We start from the raw sequence: 17,840 nt of genomic DNA on the forward strand, positions 1-17,840 counted from the left end.
TCTGGACCGCAACCGCCGATTCCATCCTTCAGAAAGTGGCTCGGTTATGCAAAGTAATTTCTGGGACAGGACACTAGGATCTGCTGAAGAAACCCGTGTGTGTCAAGGATAAGTCGGGCGATGTCCGGATTGATATCGGGCAGTGGTCTAGCGAGGATGTTCTGAATGAACGTCTTAGCTGCACTCGCCGGGATCACGAGGGAAGCGGTTGTGTAGAAGAAAGAGTCAGGAACGCCCGCAGTTTCAGTGATGATTTTCGAGTACTGGGCCTTGGCGTTCTCGACATTGTCGTTTTTGTATAGCGACGTTCCCCAGTCGATAACGTTGAACCCCATGCGCATCCACAGCGCTGTTGCCTCGACCTCCGTGTTCAGGAAACCATATGCGGATGCCTGTAAGAAATATTCTTCCGCCTTGGCGTACAGGCCAAGGTCGTGGTAAGTATCGCCGATCTTCACCGCCAACACATAGCCGTATAAATGGGTGAGGTAAATAGTCGTTGTGGCCACGCCTCCAATGACCATATCGATATCTGCGAATCGTTGTGCCGTTCGCCATGGCTCATAGATTTTTCGGACGACATCGTCGACGGTGAGCTGCGTAGCGCCGCCCAACTCGAACGAGACGATCTTTTCGCCAACGGAGACGCCCACCTGCCAAGTCTTGGACTGCTGATGGATCTGTGATTCGTTTAGGCTCGGCAAGGTTCCCCAGCCGTCTGCCCGTCCCGGAACTCGAAACGTCAGGCTCTGGGCATCCTGTTGAGATATGGGTTGTAACGCGTTCATGTCCCTTGAAACGAAATCGCCGACATTGAGAGCCATTTCGCGCAAGGCTGTGGCAGCCACGGCTGGCAGAATGGTCGCGTTCAATGCCACGGCGAGCCGCTCGGGACCCATGCCTGGCGCTTGCGCGCCCTCCGCGGCGGATTGAGCCGGCACGCGACTAAGAAACTCGCCTGCTTGGGTAAAGAACTCCTTGGCCTGCGCAGGGTTACCTGTGCGAGTCGCGCAGATCCCGGCCAGGTGCGCCGCCTGAGCCGTCCCTATCATGTCTTTCGCGTTGGTAAATTGCTTAAGCGAAAGGCTCGTTGCATCCGTGGCTTTTTCCGCGTCGCCAAGCTGCAAAAGGGCGCATGCGATGTTAAGGTGCAGGGCGGCGGAAAATGTGAGGTCATCTGGGGTGACATGCGCTGCCGCGCCCATCACTTTCAGAGCGGCCTCAGGCCGGTTGTCCTTCAAGAGTGCCACCCCTTGGGCGCTGGCAAGCTGCAGTACTTCTTCGTCGCTCACCACCTCGTGGAAGCCGATCGCCAGATACGGTTTCAGCGACTCGGGAACGGTGTCGTGGCCTACGCGCCAGAAGCTGGGCCTCATCTCCACGTCCTGAGGACGTATGAGATCGGCGATATCGCTGGACACAGTAAGCAGATTGGTTTCAATCTCTTTTGAGACGGGAAGCGTGACGTTTTTGCTCCCGAGATAGGAAGGAACGTGAAATTCAGGGTGGAGTAGTTGATAGATCAATGCCCTGGCCCACTGAAACTCATCCAAAGCGGCGCCGTACTTTCCCTGTCTATAGAAGCCGTCGCCATCCTTTACATGAAGCTCAATCTCGGCGATCGTGCTCCGAGCCACGTCCACGGCTCTGCCCGAGGTGGCTGCTCCAACCTCGGCGACAATCTGTTCCCGAGCGCGCATCCTCGGAAGTACCGGGGCAAAACTCGCCTCACAATGTTTCAACGCCATCGGTTCTCTCCACGAACGTGCATTTTGTCCTGCTCAAATGAACGGGAACTAAATGTGAACCGGTTCTCATCTTTGGGCTGGCGTTCTGTAATGCGCGCCTTCGTATAGGCTCAGGAGAATGGTAGTTCACTGATCACGGAAAGCTAGCAGCAAGCACAAGCATGCACCCGAGTTAAGGGGGCACTTCGTTGACGTTGGGGATTTTTAACGACCAATTGACAAACGGACAACGGCTTGCTGGATCACGGCCAGCTCTGATGAGCATGGGCGCGACGCGTGCTGGCCCATTGTGATAGCAAGGTCACTCACGAGAGTTTAGGCGCCGACGCTGAAGGACCGGTATTGGCCCGATAGTCGTCCGAAGCCGCCACCTAAAACCCTTAAAATGGGAACATTATTCGCCTGCTATAGCAAGAAATCCGATCTTCAGTTACCGGTATGCAAACATCCACATGGCAATCGCGAGCACCATACGCTATGGCTTCGCTCGCTTTCGCGTCACTCGAAGACTGCCAGTTATTCAGATGCCCGCCTGAAAGCACAGCGTATTCGTTGCGGTGTAAAGCTCGTTCCGTGAGGTCGACAACATCTGGATCGTAATCACGGCCATGAATTTTTCCGCCTTCTTCATCTGCCGTCACCACACCCGGCAAACGGTGACCAAAGCCATCGCGAGTTACGCTGGGTCTTGCATAGTTGCCGCCACCGCCTACGCGACCACCAAAGCGAACGCCGCCGTCGTCTCCGAAATGCGCCCCTTCACCACCTCGTCCACCACCTTCACTGCCTCCACCGCGACCACCGATCGCCATCGCACTGCAGAAAACCAGAGGCACGCCAGCAGTAGTAACTTAAGCGTACGTCCTTGGAGTAAGTACTGCCGGACAGCGGTCGTTTTCATAGGCGTTTGTATTGGCATCGAATCGCAGAATTGTCGACGATTCGTGGAACAGTGTCGAACGTCTCAAACTGGCCGACTGCCGAAGTTTGCCGCGCTGCGGTAGACGTTCGCGATACCCGTGGCGCGAACTTGCCGCACCCGACCCCTTGCCGTCCGTCGACACAACGCAAAAGGACTGTCGAGTTCCAAGCTGGGAACGGCGATTCGCGCAGTCGCCCGGCTGACGCGTTTGTGGCCATAGCATCGGACTAAGACGGGTTTCTCGTCCGCAATACGCTTAGCTTACCGGTCCGCGCGATCCCCGCCGACTAGCAGTGTTAGCGGATTGCTGTCCAATCGGCGGCCACGACGCGTCTCCCCGTCAGGAAGAGCCGAGGCCAGGCAGCTTTTCTGGGACGACAAAATTCAAATTTTCATCCCGCCCGATCTCGAACGGGAAGGTATTGCGCTGGAAAAGTGGCGACGCTATCTCCACCGCGATCCTGAGATCGTCGTTCGAGCGATTCGAGAGCTTGAACACCTCGGCGTCGCTACCAAGTGTCATCGTCGCACTGGCATTCAATTGCTCGTCTGTGCTCTTGCTATTCATGCCGAGAAATGCCGCGGTCAGTACAGCGCCCAACTTCGGACGTAACAGCAAATCCTCATCGATCCGCTGATTTGGGGCGATGAACATGAGCGCGGCAACCGGATCACAATAACGGTCCCGCAACGTTTCCAGGTCTGTCGTCTCAAACGTCGCAGCTTCCTGCGCAGCAAAGTCAGGTTTTCCCCTGTCTGATATGGCTACACTGTAATAGTTTTCGATCGCGCCTCGACGTAGGAAGAAGCAACCGAGCTCGGCGAGTGCTTTGATCAGGAACATGAAGCGCGTATGGAGGCTAGCCGCGTCGCCTGCGGCAGCGCCATCGAAGCTCGCTGGATCGCTCAGAATGCGTGCCAATGTCACTCGGCGTCCGCTCTTGTCTTTTGACTCCTTGCTGGACCAGTCGTGGTACTTGGCTGCGGCCGCTTGGACGGCATCGCTATGTCGCGTCATGAATTTTGCGAGTTCGACTCGGAGGTCGCGATCAAGGTCCGTGACACTTGATCGACCCAACCGGTCAGCGACCTGGGATGCCAAGGGAAGCTCGCTGAAGGAGGCAACCAGTGTGTTGTCATCGGCCAACGCATCTAGATCCGCAAGGATGGCAACCTCCTTCCTCATGAGCCGAAACAGCCTCGCCGCCTCGATGAATTCTCCCTTACCCGACACCGGCAAGATCTGCGCATTGCGAGCCAGAAGCCTGAGGTCAAGCCGCCGGGCAAGCTGTGCCGCCACGATCTCGTCGCTAGGCCCCTCCACGAGTAGGACGCGCTCCGCGAACATGGCGAGGCGATGCGTTGCGCTTAGCCTCGCAACCAAGGCCGACAATTTCATCCGTTTTAAAATTCCTGCGCTCGCTGGAATCTGCGCCGGCGCGCTCCGAGCAGAATTGAAGAACATCAGCGCTGGAAGTTCGTTGACAGACCGTAAAGGTAAGAGAGAAGGAGCATGCGTCGCGATGACAATGAGCTTGCGAGTCGGCTCCGCAGGATCGCCTGCTACGCGTTCCATTTCCTCAAGAAGGAACGCCTGATGTTGCAGATGCAGTGAAATTTCAGGTTCGTCAATTAGTAATGCTCCGATTTCGTCATTGTGGATTGCTGCGAGCAAAGCCACGAGATGGAGAATACCACTGGCCTCATAGTTGGCTGGGTATGAAGTACCGCCGCTGACGGGCAATATCCGAAGATTCAGGCCTTCCTGCGACCAAGACAGTTTCACACTTCGGTCAAATAACTGCCGGAGTCGGGCCTCGATCTTCAGTCGTAGGTCGGCGCGCGCGTCTAGCGCCAGCAATGAGCCGGTTATGCTCTCGAATTGCCACCACTGTCGCCGATGGTTAGCGTGCCCGACGGCGGCATCACTGTTGTTCATTTGGCCCGGTCCATTGACTGCGGCCCGATACGTCTCGAGGGGACTGCTTCGACCTGCGGCAAGCAGGTGGACCTTGCGCCCTTTGGTTAGATCGGTCGATTCCAGCGCGGTTTTGATCTCGCGTAACGCACGAGTCTTGCCGCTGCCGTTCGGCCCAACCAAGGTGTTGATTCCAGCCTGAAGGCTCACGATTGCTTCAGTCGGCGAATCGCTGAGCAACCTCAACTTGACGAGAAACGGCCACTGCCCAGCGGCCGGCTCTTGTCCCGGCAGCATGGCGTCCGCTAGCTGATTCACCGCCAGCGTTAGGACAGAATGATCAGTAATCGACGGATCGTACTGAACGCGTACAGTGCTGACGCCTGCGCCTTTGACGCTGGTTACGCCCCGGATTTCTCGGACGGCCTGAGACAGCTCCTCCCGCTTTTGTTCAGTCCAGCCGGCGCATTGGAAGTCAAGAACAGGATCGTGCCCAATTGAGAGGTTGATTGTCGTCATGGCCAAGCCTAGTGCGCAATTCTCACGGACAACGCCGCAAGAAAAGCGAAGATCGAATTGATTAGCAGGCAGATGCCTTGCGTCTGTGAGTCGCAATATACCGTATCCGTTTAGGCGCTCGGTAGCTGACTCAATGCAACAAACAAGGGACCGCAGACGTGATCGGTTCGCCGCTATTTCATCCTAAGGAGGGTCTGTGCAGCAGGTTGCCAACGCGATTTCGCCGCCGAGAACTCATCCACTCCGCGTTTGCTGAGGTCTTAAGATAAGCGCTCGTCGTAGCTCAGCTGCCAGTGCACGATAGATTGCCCCGCACGGTCTTCGTGTTTTGGCGCAACGCTCGTAGGTCCGCAAGAAAAACTAAGGCAGCCGTTGGAGAGTCTGTGCGGAAACGCCGGCGAATGTCGGAAACTGGCCGCATTGAGACCGACGACTAGCACGGTCTGTTGAATCAAGTTCAGACTTTACAGTTCATCCGCGAGCCTCCTTCGGTACGTTGAAGAGCCGCAGCAATTCATCCCGCACATCCGAGATGTCGAGCACGTGCTGAGCGCGTGTGAGCGCGACATACAGCAGCCGCATCTCGTCCTCATCCAACGTCAGCCGACCATCGATCATCTTGAAGCGGAAGTCGTTGACGATCCGCACGCGCTTCCATTCAAGTCCCTTCGCGCGGTGGATGGTCGAGATGACATAGTCGGCTTGCGCCTCGGGCGTCTGGCGTTGCGCGAGCGCCCGTAAGTAGTCGGTGCCGCGATCGTCAACGATTTCGACAACCGGCAGCAAGTCACGGCCAACGGCGCTGCGCGAGAAAGCTTGCGCCTCCCTCCAGTTCTCAAATAGCGATAGGGCAGTTGGCCGGAAGGCGCGTCTTCCATTGAGCAATTGATCGGCACCGTCGGCAAAAGCGATGATCTCGCTTGGGTTCATGCGAAGCGCCGGTCGATGGCCCCATCTCAATGCCCGCCGCGAATTGCCAGATTGCCGTGGCGTTCTTGCGGCACAGCACGGCATCCACCGGCGGCTGCACGGACGGGTCTTCCACCATGATTGACCCGATGCTCGACTGGCCTCGGATGGGCGCAGTCTCGCCAAGCAGCGTGAGCACACAGCTTGCGAGTCCGGCGAAGGAGGGCCCGAACCGGAATGACTCAGTGAGCGGGCGCTCGGGCGCATCGATCTGCGGCATCGCGTTGACCGCGCCGCGCCACTCATAGATTTGCTGGTACGGGTCGCCGACGTAAATCGTCTGCGCGTGCCGTTGCCGGACAAGAACCGACAGCATGACGCCGTCGCTGTCCTGCGCCTCGTCGAACAAGATGAAGTCGGCGTTGATACGCGGATTCGATTGCGCCCACACCTTCAAGTAGACGTCCGGCTGTATCGCCTTCCGGCCGCGCGGGTTGATGCTTTCCGCCCAGAGCTGCCCAATGCTGGGCGCGAGCTGCTCGCGCAGCCAGTCGGCCGCATCGTCGCGGATCTTCTCGTCGACCGGTATGTGGAAAGGCTGCGGCGTATCGTCGGCGGACCGGCAGAAGCGGCCGAGACCGTCTGCGATCATGCGGCCGATCTCGAACGGCGCGACCTCCGCGTTCTTTCCCGTGATGGTCGGCACTTCGATTGGCCCAAAGCCATATCGGGCAGCGAGTTCGTGCGGCGGCTCGGACGGCAGATTGATGCGCGCGGTCAGCCAGGCGGGGGTGCTAGCGTAGGCCAGCGAATGGACGGTGCGCGCTGAGACGTTGGCCGGAAAGCCCCGGCGTGCCGAGTCCGCGATTTCCTTGTTGAACGCCAGATAGCTACCACGCTGCCCTGTGAGCTGCTGGGCGACGAGTCGAAGCGTCGATGTCTTACCCGCGCCTGCATACGCTTTGACTTTCAGGTCCCCGCCGCCTTTCGCGGCTTCGACGACCGCTTCTTGTTCCGCCGTAGGTTTGTATGCCTTGGCCACGGATCGCTTTCCAACGAAAAGAAGCAGTGTGCCCCAAGTCGGACTGACGGGCAGTCGCAGTGGTCGCGGCGGCTACTTCCGTCCCTCAGAAACGGGGTGGAAAGACAAGATGGCCCAAGTCGTCGCGCTCGAGGGGAACGTCAGGATCGTCCAGCATCTTTTCGGCGTCTTCGACGTCAGGCAACGGCGGCCACGGCCAAGCTTTAGTCGCCCATGACGGAATCTCGGCCTGACGAACGAAGCCGAACTCCTCCGGCTCGTCCCATATCGAGTCGAATGTTTCGTTGAGAACTTGCTGCATATAGGCGACGTGCTCAAGACGCATCGACCACCAGCGACGGCGAATGCGGTCTTCGCCGGCGATTACGGTGCGCGATTCGAGGTCGAGCACGAACCGGTGCTTCATGTACGGGTCGTTGGCCCATAACGAGTCCCACTGGCCGACCGCATATCGTTGCTTCACTCCTGCCAATAGTGTCCCCATTGGTGGCGTTCGCGCGCCTCGATGGCCACCGCCATGATCTCGCCGAGACCGAAAGCTGGATTGTCACGTTTTACCGCGATGAACCGGTCGACAAGTGAAGGCGCGACCCGGAGCATGCACAACGCCTTCAGTTCAACATAGTCGAACAGGCTAGTCATTATTGGCCGATTCGCGACTAGGGCGCTAATCTCGTGGGATAGCATCGCTTCCCGACGATCCCGCAAGCCGCGCTTCGCCATCACGTCGGCAAACACAGCTCGTTGCGCGAGATTGCGGTCGCCGGGAGTAGCGAATTCTTTGGAATCAATCTTCAGTAGTGCGAGGTTGATCTCATCACCGGCAGCGATGAATTCGGCAAGCACTGGTTCTTCTTGGTACATAGCGGTGAGCGTCTAACGGTAGACCCTATTAGCGGCTGCAAACGACCATTCTTAAGAGTTCGCCTAATAGGCGGACGCCTCTAATCAGTCGCGCAATAGTTCCGAAAGCCACGCGTCAGCGGGGCGACCGGCATCGACGTCCACGAAGAGCGCAACGCGGCCGCCCACCATGTCGCGCGACCGGAGGTTGGCCGCATCCAGCCACGGCTTGATATGTGTTCGACGGGCCGGGATATCTGCCGCATTGAAAATCTAGTGGGTATTCGATACACGACCGGTCGGACTCGACCACAAGACGCATAGAATCGACGCGTACGCCGCGAAGTTCCGTGTCGACGATCCTGTTGATCGCAACGTCGAACTCACGCTCACTGCTAAGTTGATAGATGCGCGGCTGCTTCGCACGACGAAGATGAATGACTGCAGAGACGCGTCCGTCTGTATCGGTCAGCAAAAGCCGATAGCGGGCAACGCGCGCCACGCGATCGGCGCTTGGAAACACTGCGTCCTTGAACTTGCCTTTATAGGTCACGTTGGCTCCAGCGTGCATCCACGACGGGGCGTCGCGGTTCAAGCTGTGACCTTACCTATCGGTTGCGGAAGTCAAGTTACAAGTCAGCCGCGACGTGAACAGCGTGCGCAATGAAGGCGAACAACTCATCGTGCCTGCATGGCCGTTGACCTTGCCCAGTCCTATAGGATGCAGCACAGAAGATGAAGAAAAGAAATCTTGTTGTCGTTGTTGTGTTGGCCCAGACGACTTAACGACGCTACACCTGTAAACTTAAGGCCGATTCTTCTGCCCCCCTGACACTATGAAGCTCACCGCTAGAACGATTGAAATACTCGCTGATTTCACGTGCGGAGGCGGCAACGGCTGGCCGTATCGAACGGGTTCAGCCCTTATCGCCCTTTTCAATCGATACGGCTTCAAGGAGACGTATCCCTACTCTGCCTCATCACGAACCGCCTTTGCTTGCGAGAAGATAACCGAACTGGCTCCTCATGAACGAATGGAGAGGTTCATCTGTGACCTGGTGAGCCCAGCCAACTGGATCGAGCTTGAGCAGCCCGTCTTGCATACTCCAAAGGAATGTCTCGATAGGCTCAACAACCTCCTTGCCTTTGACAGCTATGAAGTCGTTCCGATGGGCAGGCAAGGCATTTTTCACAAGGTCGTCTTTACATCCGGCTCGCTCATCACCGTAGAGTCCATGCCCACGACATTTCCCGAACTGACGGCAACGTTCATTGAAGAGCAAATCGTCAAGTGTCGGCAGAAGATCGATTCGGAGGACTATGACGGCGCAATCACAAACGCACGTTCTCTCATTGAACACGTGCTTATTGCCATTGAGGCCGAACTGAGCGACCAAGCTCCAGCAAATTTTGATGGGGAACTTCCCAAGCTCTTCAATCGCGTGCGAACGTTGCTCAACATGGATGCGAGCAGAAAAGATATTTCGGACAGCCTCAAGCAGGTTTTAAATGGACTGTCGTCCATCGTCATGGGGCTGGCTGCGATGAGAAACAAGATGTCGGATAGCCATGGGAAGACCTACCGCCCCGAGCGGCACCACGCCAAGCTTGCCGTCAACTCTGCGAAGACTTTGGCTGACTTCCTCTTTGAGACGACGGACTATCAGCAGAAAAAGGGCATACTCAAGACGAAAGACGCTGACACCAACAGTTGACGAAAGAAAAAGCCAATGCTCAAGAACATGTTTCATCCCCGCCACTGGTTCGACTCCCACATGCAACCCGAGATGGAGTTGATGGACACCTTCGCGAAGAGTATAGAAACTCAGGTAGCACAAGGCATCCAAGACTTCCATGAGAAGAAAGTGGTCGACGCGGTGAACCCCCATGAAGAAGAGTTTGCCAACGTCTTCGTTGAACATCATCTGGGCTTGGACGACCAGACCTGGGATTTGAACGAAATCTTCGAAGCGTTCTTTCCAAACCTCCAGCGTCGCTCAGCCTTCATCACTCTCTTCTCTTTCTATGAGCACGAGCTTGATTCGCTTTGCCAGCGATTTAAGCGAGCCGAGAAGCTGACTTTGAGCTTGAAAGATGTCAGAGGTAACGGGCTGGAGCCAGCCACTCTCTTTTTGGAGAAGGTCGCTCAGCTACCGCCGCAGCGTGATACTCCTCACTGGATGGAGATAAAAATGATTCAGAGTATCCGCAATCTTTTCGTTCATGCCGATGGGCGAGTGAATACGCAGCAGAAGGCCGAACTCGCTTACATCAATTCATGTAACGACCTGAGCCTGAACAAGCGGCATGAAGTCATCATCGGCGGCAACTTCCTCAGCCATACTCTCGGCATTTTCAAGAAGCACTTCCAAGATATAGATGCGGCGATCCAGGCAAAATATGCAACGCAATAGCGCGCCGTCAACATGAACCTGTGCGGCCCATTCGATCACACGAGGCATCACCCTGATGCTGCGGGCAGGGAAACAGCGTAACTGGTCGAGGTGGCCGCTCGCCAATACCACAGCGGCCTCGTTTAGGGGCCTAGCTACGATTTTCTTCGATAGCGGATCTCGTGATATTGGTGCAACTGGTCGATCTGACGCAGATCGAACTGCGATTGCAATGTGTAGTAGTTCTCAATGGCACGGTCGATTAGGTCTTGCGCTTCCTCTTTCGGATCAAATTCAACGTCAATGATGCCGTGTTTAGTGCTGTTTTTCGCGCTGTTTATGAGATCCGCCATATCTCTTACCGGGTCTCCTCGGGGCACCGACCCACCATCGTCATCCCGCTCCAAGAAGAGCACAGCGGTATCTCTCATGTTTTTGAAGGCGGGGACGCCACCGATGTTCTCGATGAACTTGCCGAGGATCCCCTCGGCAGCCCCTGCTAGATTGAGCGAGGCGAAGTACGATTTTCCCTCAAGAAATAGGCGCAACGCTTCGGTGAGCAGCTCAGAGGCGACTTCCAATTTCGACGTGACAGCCATAGCTGGATTCCTTTTTGCGAACGATTAACTTGAAACCGTGCCCGAGACGACGAGCTACTTGGCTGTTCGTTGTCCCGAAAGCCGTTAGAAGTCGCAGTCGCTAAGTCCTCGCGTCGGCATCGAGTGTCTGACGAAGGCGCGTGGCGGTGCGGTGGCTGGACAAGCCCATGAGGCTGCTTACTTGCTCGTTGCTCTCGCCCGCGACGAGGTGCCGACGGCCGTACGTGTTTCGGAGCAGGCGCGGACTTTCGTCGGCCGCGGACAATCCTGCTCGGTGAAGCGCTCGGCGAACGCACTTTAGCATCGTGTCAGGCTGCATCGGTTTGCCGGCAGCCGTGGTGATGAACAACCATTGGGTCGCGCACACGATGTGTCGGCGCGCCGCGTGATATTCGCGCAGAACGTCAACCGCAAACCCATCGACCGGCACGCGGCGCGCGATGCGAGGTCCGTGCTTCTCAACAAACACGGTAGGGCGCTCCCCGTCGATATCAAGGTCGTCGACGCGCAGTTGCCTGAGTTCCGCCGCTGTGACACCCGACGCAAGAAATAGCGCTACGATCGCCGTGTTACGGAGGTCCTTGAAGCCCGCGTCTCCCGTCGCAACGCAAACCGCCTGAAGCCGTGCATCGTCTTTCGATGAAAGATAGATGGGCGTTGGCTCGTCTCCTGGCCAGTTCTCATTGACGAGCATCTGCGCGGCAGGATTGTCGGCGCGCAGCTCGAGGTTCACGAGGTGACGCGTGAACCGGTCAATCAGCTTTAGATAGCGCAGGCGCGTTGTTGTCCCTGGCGCGCAGTCCTGCGCAAGGTCGGTGAAAAAACCGTCGAGGTGATCTGCTCCGTAGCTAGCCACAGTCGCATGGTGGGCGGCCAGATAGTCGTTAAAGCGCGAGAACATCGAACGATGCTGGACGATGGACTGGTCCGCGAACGCGCGCCGATCGGCGCCTGTGGCGGACTCGCGCTGCCATTGTGCATAGGCGTCTTCCGGAGCAACAAGCCAAAGATCATCAGGCATAGAAGTCGATATACTGAAATTTGCCCAACCCAAACCCTACAGCGAAGCTAACGCTTCGCCAACCCCCAGCCACCAAAAGAGGGGCCACTTCCGGCGAACTCGCTTTGGATGGCGTCGAGGCAAGCTGCAGGGTCACCAACGACGATGCGCGCGGAACAGGCCAGCATGAGGTTGACGCTCAGGCCGAAGTCCTCAATAAGATAGCCGCGCGCACAAAAAGCGCCGTTGTCGTCGGTCGCCGCTGCCGATACACGCGCAGTCAGCGGCGCTTCGCTGGACCGATATGCGAACACGGGTTTCCCAAGCGCTACCGCAAAACCGACTTCGAACGCCGTCCCGCTGTCAGGCTCGCCGGCGCCCCGAAAGTCATCGAGGTTCGCCATCACGATATCGGCCGAACGGATCAACTGGACGTTGGCTGTATATATGTGGCGCGCAGCGTCGTGAGGTGTGAGAAAAGAGGGGACGTTACCGTCGAGCGGATAGAGTCCAACGAAGCCGCGATCGCGGCAGAGCTGCTTGAGGTGCTCGCCGTGTTCCTTGCGTCGCGGCGGAAGACGTCGAATCCAGCAAGGTAGATGCGTGGCTCGCTCGCGGCGCGCTCGATCGGCAGAGGGGAAGGGTCGATCCTTCCTTCACGGACCCGGCGTTTGATCCGGTTTAGCTGCTTCTTCACAGCCAAGGCGCTTTTTCCGAGACTGTTTGCGATCTGCTCGACCGGTAAGCCCTGATCGAGCAACTCCATCACGGCACGCTGCGACTTCGTCGGATTTCTTTTGGACATCGGTTCGTGGCTTCGACTGCAGGGCTATTGGAACGCCTATGAGCTTACCAATAACCCCCCGTAGTCAAGTCAACGGCGGCCCGTTTAGCAGCGGCGGCTCAGACGGCGGTCTTGAAGACGGCCATCGTCGCGCGCAGCGTTTCGGCCTAATCTTGAAGTGAAACGGCAGCGGCGGCGGCCTGGCTCGACGAGGGCTGCATTCTGCTGGGTGACGGCTTGCCGATTTGCTAGAACCGAATACCGCGCACGGCGGCTCGTCGCCGTGCTTGCTCGCCGGATACCGGGACGAGTCGAACCTGCGGCAGAAGATGCCTGCCGATGCTGCGCAAAATGCGAACGACACGAGACATCGCACACCTCCAAGGTTCGTTTCGGCTCTCAATGGCAAGAGGCGGCTCTGCCGACCCGTGCTTGCAATGTCGGCAGCGCGCGATATTTCTTTAGAACCGCAGAAGGTCACATCCGCACGCGGGGTCGATGCCGCCACTCTTCAGGAGGCTGACGCGCCGCGCGTTACCCAAACCGGCACGCCTGAAAACACCCGGCCAAGCTCGTGGCGAAATCGTGTATATCCCGGTCCCATCGACGCCCGCAGTCGGTTCGCAATAGCGTTCGGGCGGGATTACCTGTTGTTCTGGAATTTTTTCTTTAGGTCTATGAGGGCGGTTCATTTCTGACGTGGAATGCCGTAAGTGGGAGAGGGCTGCACGTTCCGGCGCGGCACCGCGCGAGAGCGGTCGCGCCCTAATCTCAAAAGGTCAGTAATGAAATTCTCGTTTGTACAAAAGCTTTGGCTTCCGCTGGTCTTGAGCCTGCTTTGTCTGGCTGGGTTGTCGGTCTATAACGCCTATCGCACTCGCGACATCCGCATGGAAGAGCGCAAGGCCGATCTGAAGCACGCCTCTGAAATCGCTCTGAGCGGAGTCAAGACGTTCGCGGACGAGGCCGCTGCCGGCGCAATGACAGTTGATGATGCGAAGAAGCGGGCGATGGATCACATCCGCAACATTCGCTACGGAGAAAACGGCTACTTCACGTTGCTGAATTCGCATCCGACCGTGCTGATGCATCCGATGAAGCCCGAGATGAACGGCCGCGACGTGAGCAGCTACCGTGATCCTAACGGGGTCGCCTTGTATATCGATGCGGTGAAGGTCACTGCGAACGGCGCTCAAGGCTTTACGACGTTCGCTTTCGCGCGGCCAGGCGCCACCGAGCCGGTGCCCAAAGTGTCGTACAACGTGTCGTACCAACCGTGGGACTGGATTCTCATGACCGGGGTCTACGTTGACGACATCGACGCGGCATTTCACGCTACGTTGCTTCAAAGCTTGGGAATCCTGCTCGCTGTGGCTGTGGTGCTCTCAGGAGTTGTCGTTGTTCTCAACCGAGGGATCCTGCGTTCGCTGGGTGGCGAGCCGTCCTACGCGGCCGAGATTGCGAGCCGGATTGCAGACAATGACCTTACTGCGATCGTCAAGACTGCCCCCAACGACCGTGCAAGCCTTCTGTTTTCAATGAAGCGAATGCAGGAGCAGCTCACGGGCACGATTGGCACCATCAAGACGTCGACGGATGCGATCGCAACAGCCACCAGCCAGATGGCTTCAGGCAATCAAGACCTTTCTCAACGCACTGAGGAGCAGGCCGCATCGCTCCAGGAAACCGCCGCGAGCATGGAAGAGTTGACGTCCACTGTCACGCAAAACGCGGAGAACGCCCGTCAGGCGAGCGCGCTCGCTGCGCAAGCCGTGGAAGTCGCGCAGCAAGGCAGCGCGGTGGTATCCCGCGTCGTGGAGACGATGGCGGGTATCAATCAGAGTTCGGACAAGATCGCCGATATCGTTGGAATCATCGAGAGCATCGCCTTTCAGACCAACATCCTTGCGCTCAACGCGGCGGTGGAAGCGGCGCGCGCTGGCGAGCAAGGGCGCGGTTTTGCAGTTGTGGCAACTGAAGTCCGCTCGCTTGCACAACGTTCCGCCACAGCTTCAAAGGAAATCAAAGGACTGATCCACGACTCAGTGCAGCGCGTGCAGGCTGGAACCGGATATGTCGAGGAAGCGGGCGCGACGATGAACGACATCACCTCCGCCGTCAAACGTGTGACTGACATCATGGGCGAGATCGCGGCGGCCTCCATCGAGCAAAGCAAGGGGATCGGTCAAGTGAACCAGGCTGTGATGCAGATGGACGACGTGACGCAGCAGAATGCCGCGCTCGTTGAAGAAGCAGCGGCAGCAGCGGGGTCGATGGAGGACCAAGCGAAACAACTGTCCGCAGCCGTCGCCGTATTCCGCACCGCCCAGACGCGCTCCGTCGCAGCGACGAACAACCACACGTCGCAGATTGCGCGCCCGTTACCGCCCAAGAAATCGCCGACGGTGACGAAAGTGGCGAAGCCAGCGCATGCCGCCGCTCGACCCGTTCATGCGGGGGACGATGGCGATTGGTCGACGTTTTGATCTCTGAACGAGTGTCGCCGTGCCGCTAACGACGCGGCCGCTTTCGTTGAGTTCGCCCACTGCTGGCGGGGAGCACCTGGTCCACTACGAGGTGGGCGACATCGTCAAGCAACTACACCAGCTCCGGCGTCGGCTGGCTCTGATCGAAAGCAGCGCCCCACAACGGGCATTGAGTCCGTCATCAAGGCCTGCGTCGAGCTGGCCGATTTCCTCCGATCGGATGGCACCACGGATACCGACATGAAAACGTATAACGGCAGCAGATCATCGGGCCGCGAAGTCTTCGGCTGCACCGGACAGCAGCTTGACGCGATCATGCAGTTCGCTGAGAAGCGCTGCTACGACGAGCGGCCACTGCATTGGGTCGTCGCACAATACCTTCGCATGCCTGCACGGAGCGTGATCGTGCGCGGCCCGGCTTGAAAGTTGGCAGTACTCGAATTAAAGGAAAGGGAAGGGTTTCACCGATGGCATATGCTGATACGCGCTTGTTGGTAGTCGATGATTTGGCCACCATGCGCAATTTGATTCGGAAGATGCTCAAGGCGATCGGTTATTCGATCATAGAAGAAGCAGAGGACGCGGTAGCTGCGCTCGAGAAGCTCCGAGCGCAGCATTTCGATCTGGTGATCACTGATTGGAACATGCCCAATCTGGACGGGCTGTCCCTGCTGCAGGAGATTCGCAAATCCGAGGATCTGGCGCACCTGCCGGTACTCATGGTCACGGCTGAAAAGAAGCGCGAAAACGTACTAACCGCAATTCACGCTGGTGCTAACGGCTACATCGTGAAGCCGTTTTCGGAGGCGGCATTGGCCGACAAGCTCGCGCAAGTCACCCCACTTCCAGCCAATTCCGCCCCGACAGATCGCGGCACATCCGTGTTCGGCGCCATCTTCAACACGACCACGTAACTCCCTGCTCACACTTTGTTTCACTTTGTTTCAATTGCCGGAGTGCCCCGCTGAACAAGGGTTTCGCGCCCGTGATGGAGTGATCGACGGGCCGCACGCCCTGGAGCTTGGTAAAGATTTCAACGCTTGGACCGTTAAGGAATCATGCAAGCGAGGAACGAAACCATGAAAATCCAGTCGACGAACAACCCCGCCATGCCGGAGCCGATTACCGTCCGGCGTGCAACGAACGAAACGGACTTTGCCGCCGCTCCGCAGCATTCCGACGCCGTTGCCGCAGATAGCTCGGCAGTCACGATTTCATCGACTTCCGCGTTGCGCACGTCGAGCGCGACCGACATCGACGCAGACAAGGTTGCGGCCATCAAAGCAGCGCTGGGCAACGGTACCTACAGTATCGATTCGGGCAGCATCGCCGACGGAATGCTCGGCTTGGCGCGCGATCTACTGCAAACGACGGCAGGCTGAGCATCGGCGAAAGCACGCCCACATGCATTGGACTGTGTCGACGTAGTGGCTGCTTTGACCGGTCAGATGCGAGTCAACAGGACTTGTTCCGCTGTCGCGAGAAGCGCTCGCGCGTACTCCGAGGCATAAATATCGTCGTTGTGGTCGGTTCGACCGAAGACCACGGGATTTACACGCCGCGCCTCTCCAACGAACGCCGAACGGGCGGCCGCCGATACGAACGTGACATCTGCGACGATTCTCTCTGCAATATCGTCGACTTCGCCGATTCTGATTCCTTCATCAGACACGATCGTGGCGGTCGCGTTAATGCCACGGCGGGTTTCGGTGAACGCTATGGACGAGGGGTCGATCCGAAAAGCCATCCATTTTCTCCATCAGTAGGGGCCAAGCAGGACACTCGGCTCACTACTGAGGCTACCGACGAGGCAGCGTTGTCAAGGCAGGGACCTGACGCGCCTTGGATGCTCAGTGAGACGTAATTTTTCCGGCAGCGATCGCGTTCGCAAGTTCATCGGCCAGCGCCGCTTGCACCGACGCATGCTTTTCACGCACGGCCTCCGCGTCGTTCATAAGTTCGGGAACAGCATGGACCAGAGACGCGATCTCTGCGTCCCGTGCCGCTGCCAACTCTGCCAGGTTCTCTGGCCGCATTGCGTGTTCGAGGATCCCCGCGTCAATGCCGAAATGCTTGCTGATCGCCTCGCACGCATGTACAAGCGCGAAAGACACTCGCTTTTCCTCGTCTAAGCCTTTGCTCTTGGGGCAGAAATAGCCCGCGTACAGAACGTCGCCGATTACCTCTGTTGCCACCCAGTCGGTGAGGTCTTCTTCGAACGCGCGGGTGTCGCTGCTGGCTGATGCAAACATGCGCAGCGCGTCCGCCTTCGATACCTCTCGCGAATAGATCTCGACGCGGCCACCGCCGGCCACAGCGTCGACCCACACCAAGGCGCTATCGGCGTTCGACATGTTGGACTCGCTGGTTGGGTTCAGAAAAGTTCCTTCTGGGCGAGCGCGAGACCTAGCGCTTCGTTCTGTTCCGGCGTCAAGTGTCTTGCTTCGACGCGCTCTCGTCGATGGAATATCATCGTTCCGTAGACGTCCGCCAACACCCGTGCTCTCGGGCAGACAGCAAAGTCATCCGTCGCCGCCTGCCGCGATCGCCAGTAGTTGATGGCGTTCTCAATATCAGTGATCGTGTACTCGTTCATCCTGCTAGTGTCCTGTCCCAGAAATTACTTTGCATAACCGAGCCACTTTCTGAAGGATGGAATCGGCGGTTGCGGTCCAGA

At 57.8% G+C, this 17,840-nt stretch carries 17 protein-coding genes and 1 pseudogene; 6 read left to right on the forward strand and 12 right to left on the reverse strand.

The features are described 5' to 3' along the window. Positions 1-44: 44 nt before the first annotated feature. From AB6804_RS29570 to AB6804_RS29595, 6 genes and pseudogenes are all read right to left on the reverse strand, one after another. The gene (locus AB6804_RS29570) at positions 45-1,748 is read right to left on the reverse strand and encodes a hypothetical protein (RefSeq protein WP_370889478.1); all 1,704 of its coding nucleotides are present in this window, start codon (positions 1,746-1,748) and stop codon (positions 45-47) included. 380 nt (positions 1,749-2,128) lie between these two features. Beyond that, complete coding sequence (locus AB6804_RS29575) at positions 2,129-2,560, reverse strand: hypothetical protein (protein ID WP_370889479.1); 432 nt, start codon at positions 2,558-2,560, stop codon at positions 2,129-2,131. Between the two features lie 450 nt (positions 2,561-3,010). Then, complete coding sequence (locus tag AB6804_RS29580) at positions 3,011-5,107, reverse strand: ATP-dependent endonuclease (RefSeq protein WP_370889480.1); 2,097 nt, start codon at positions 5,105-5,107, stop codon at positions 3,011-3,013. Between the two features lie 471 nt (positions 5,108-5,578). Then, positions 5,579-7,058, reverse strand: a pseudogene (locus AB6804_RS29585) (3'-5' exonuclease). 85 nt (positions 7,059-7,143) lie between these two features. Continuing rightward, positions 7,144-7,449 (reverse strand): hypothetical protein, encoded by a 306-nt coding sequence (locus tag AB6804_RS29590; RefSeq protein WP_370889481.1) that lies wholly within the window; start codon positions 7,447-7,449, stop codon positions 7,144-7,146. Positions 7,450-7,517: 68 nt separating this feature from the next. Next, positions 7,518-7,922: a hypothetical protein gene (locus AB6804_RS29595; protein ID WP_370889482.1), complete on the reverse strand. Its 405-nt coding sequence runs from the start codon at positions 7,920-7,922 to the stop codon at positions 7,518-7,520. An 815-nt stretch (positions 7,923-8,737) separates the two neighbouring features. Here AB6804_RS29595 and AB6804_RS29600 point away from each other — a divergent pair. Together AB6804_RS29600 and AB6804_RS29605 are read left to right on the forward strand one after the other, a co-directional pair. After that, the gene (locus AB6804_RS29600) at positions 8,738-9,616 is read left to right on the forward strand and encodes an abortive infection family protein (protein WP_370889483.1); all 879 of its coding nucleotides are present in this window, start codon (positions 8,738-8,740) and stop codon (positions 9,614-9,616) included. 15 nt (positions 9,617-9,631) lie between these two features. Next, on the forward strand, positions 9,632-10,315 hold the full coding sequence (locus tag AB6804_RS29605) for a hypothetical protein (RefSeq protein ID WP_370889484.1): 684 nt from the start codon (positions 9,632-9,634) through the stop codon (positions 10,313-10,315). A gap of 134 nt (positions 10,316-10,449) precedes the next feature. Here the strand turns inward: AB6804_RS29605 and AB6804_RS29610 are convergent, their stop codons facing one another. From AB6804_RS29610 to AB6804_RS29620, 3 genes are all read right to left on the reverse strand, one after another. Then, entirely contained in the window at positions 10,450-10,893 is a 444-nt protein-coding gene (locus tag AB6804_RS29610; RefSeq protein WP_370889485.1) for a hypothetical protein, read from the reverse strand. Between the two features lie 100 nt (positions 10,894-10,993). Continuing rightward, positions 10,994-11,914, reverse strand: coding sequence for a tyrosine-type recombinase/integrase (locus tag AB6804_RS29615; protein ID WP_370889486.1), 921 nt, complete (start codon positions 11,912-11,914; stop codon positions 10,994-10,996). Between the two features lie 47 nt (positions 11,915-11,961). After that, positions 11,962-12,480: a nucleoside 2-deoxyribosyltransferase gene (locus AB6804_RS29620; protein ID WP_370889494.1), complete on the reverse strand. Its 519-nt coding sequence runs from the start codon at positions 12,478-12,480 to the stop codon at positions 11,962-11,964. A 982-nt stretch (positions 12,481-13,462) separates the two neighbouring features. On the opposite strand from AB6804_RS29620, the gene AB6804_RS29625 reads away from it, so the two are divergent. The 4 genes from AB6804_RS29625 to flgM all read left to right on the forward strand — a co-directional run bounded on the left by AB6804_RS29625 (position 13,463) and on the right by flgM (position 16,545). Continuing rightward, entirely contained in the window at positions 13,463-15,163 is a 1,701-nt protein-coding gene (locus tag AB6804_RS29625; protein ID WP_370889487.1) for a methyl-accepting chemotaxis protein, read from the forward strand. A 240-nt stretch (positions 15,164-15,403) separates the two neighbouring features. After that, positions 15,404-15,586 (forward strand): hypothetical protein, encoded by a 183-nt coding sequence (locus tag AB6804_RS29630; protein ID WP_370889488.1) that lies wholly within the window; start codon positions 15,404-15,406, stop codon positions 15,584-15,586. Between the two features lie 44 nt (positions 15,587-15,630). Beyond that, the gene (locus AB6804_RS29635; protein WP_370889489.1) at positions 15,631-16,077 is read left to right on the forward strand and encodes a response regulator; all 447 of its coding nucleotides are present in this window, start codon (positions 15,631-15,633) and stop codon (positions 16,075-16,077) included. A gap of 165 nt (positions 16,078-16,242) precedes the next feature. After that, on the forward strand, positions 16,243-16,545 hold the full coding sequence (gene flgM / locus AB6804_RS29640; protein WP_370889490.1) for a flagellar biosynthesis anti-sigma factor FlgM: 303 nt from the start codon (positions 16,243-16,245) through the stop codon (positions 16,543-16,545). A 62-nt stretch (positions 16,546-16,607) separates the two neighbouring features. Here flgM and AB6804_RS29645 read toward each other — a convergent pair whose 3' ends face one another. From AB6804_RS29645 to AB6804_RS29655, 3 genes are all read right to left on the reverse strand, one after another. Then, positions 16,608-16,910 (reverse strand): hypothetical protein, encoded by a 303-nt coding sequence (locus tag AB6804_RS29645; protein ID WP_370889491.1) that lies wholly within the window; start codon positions 16,908-16,910, stop codon positions 16,608-16,610. Between the two features lie 103 nt (positions 16,911-17,013). Then, positions 17,014-17,517: a hypothetical protein gene (locus AB6804_RS29650; RefSeq protein WP_370889492.1), complete on the reverse strand. Its 504-nt coding sequence runs from the start codon at positions 17,515-17,517 to the stop codon at positions 17,014-17,016. A 20-nt stretch (positions 17,518-17,537) separates the two neighbouring features. Beyond that, complete coding sequence (locus AB6804_RS29655) at positions 17,538-17,759, reverse strand: DUF3717 domain-containing protein (RefSeq protein WP_370889493.1); 222 nt, start codon at positions 17,757-17,759, stop codon at positions 17,538-17,540. Positions 17,760-17,840: the final 81 nt, after the last annotated feature.

It is taken from the genome of Caballeronia sp. RCC_10, from assembly GCF_041360715.1.
Lineage (GTDB): Bacteria > Pseudomonadota > Gammaproteobacteria > Burkholderiales > Burkholderiaceae > Caballeronia > Caballeronia grimmiae.

Bases quoted from the DNA above. Each gene is read 5' to 3' on its own strand.
- AB6804_RS29605 (WP_370889484.1), top strand. From the start codon at position 9,632: ATGCTCAAGAACATGTTTCATCCCCGCCACTGGTTCGACTCCCACATG.
- flgM (WP_370889490.1), top strand. From the start codon at position 16,243: ATGAAAATCCAGTCGACGAACAACCCCGCCATGCCGGAGCCGATTACC.
- AB6804_RS29645 (WP_370889491.1), bottom strand. From the start codon at position 16,910: ATGGCTTTTCGGATCGACCCCTCGTCCATAGCGTTCACCGAAACCCGC.
- AB6804_RS29580 (WP_370889480.1), bottom strand. From the start codon at position 5,107: ATGACGACAATCAACCTCTCAATTGGGCACGATCCTGTTCTTGACTTC.
- AB6804_RS29650 (WP_370889492.1), bottom strand. From the start codon at position 17,517: ATGTCGAACGCCGATAGCGCCTTGGTGTGGGTCGACGCTGTGGCCGGC.
- AB6804_RS29575 (WP_370889479.1), bottom strand. From the start codon at position 2,560: ATGGCGATCGGTGGTCGCGGTGGAGGCAGTGAAGGTGGTGGACGAGGT.
- AB6804_RS29610 (WP_370889485.1), bottom strand. From the start codon at position 10,893: ATGGCTGTCACGTCGAAATTGGAAGTCGCCTCTGAGCTGCTCACCGAA.
- AB6804_RS29625 (WP_370889487.1), top strand. From the start codon at position 13,463: ATGAAATTCTCGTTTGTACAAAAGCTTTGGCTTCCGCTGGTCTTGAGC.
- AB6804_RS29600 (WP_370889483.1), top strand. From the start codon at position 8,738: ATGAAGCTCACCGCTAGAACGATTGAAATACTCGCTGATTTCACGTGC.
- AB6804_RS29595 (WP_370889482.1), bottom strand. From the start codon at position 7,922: ATGTACCAAGAAGAACCAGTGCTTGCCGAATTCATCGCTGCCGGTGAT.
- AB6804_RS29655 (WP_370889493.1), bottom strand. From the start codon at position 17,759: ATGAACGAGTACACGATCACTGATATTGAGAACGCCATCAACTACTGG.
- AB6804_RS29615 (WP_370889486.1), bottom strand. From the start codon at position 11,914: ATGCCTGATGATCTTTGGCTTGTTGCTCCGGAAGACGCCTATGCACAA.
- AB6804_RS29570 (WP_370889478.1), bottom strand. From the start codon at position 1,748: ATGGCGTTGAAACATTGTGAGGCGAGTTTTGCCCCGGTACTTCCGAGG.
- AB6804_RS29635 (WP_370889489.1), top strand. From the start codon at position 15,631: ATGGCATATGCTGATACGCGCTTGTTGGTAGTCGATGATTTGGCCACC.
- AB6804_RS29630 (WP_370889488.1), top strand. From the start codon at position 15,404: ATGAAAACGTATAACGGCAGCAGATCATCGGGCCGCGAAGTCTTCGGC.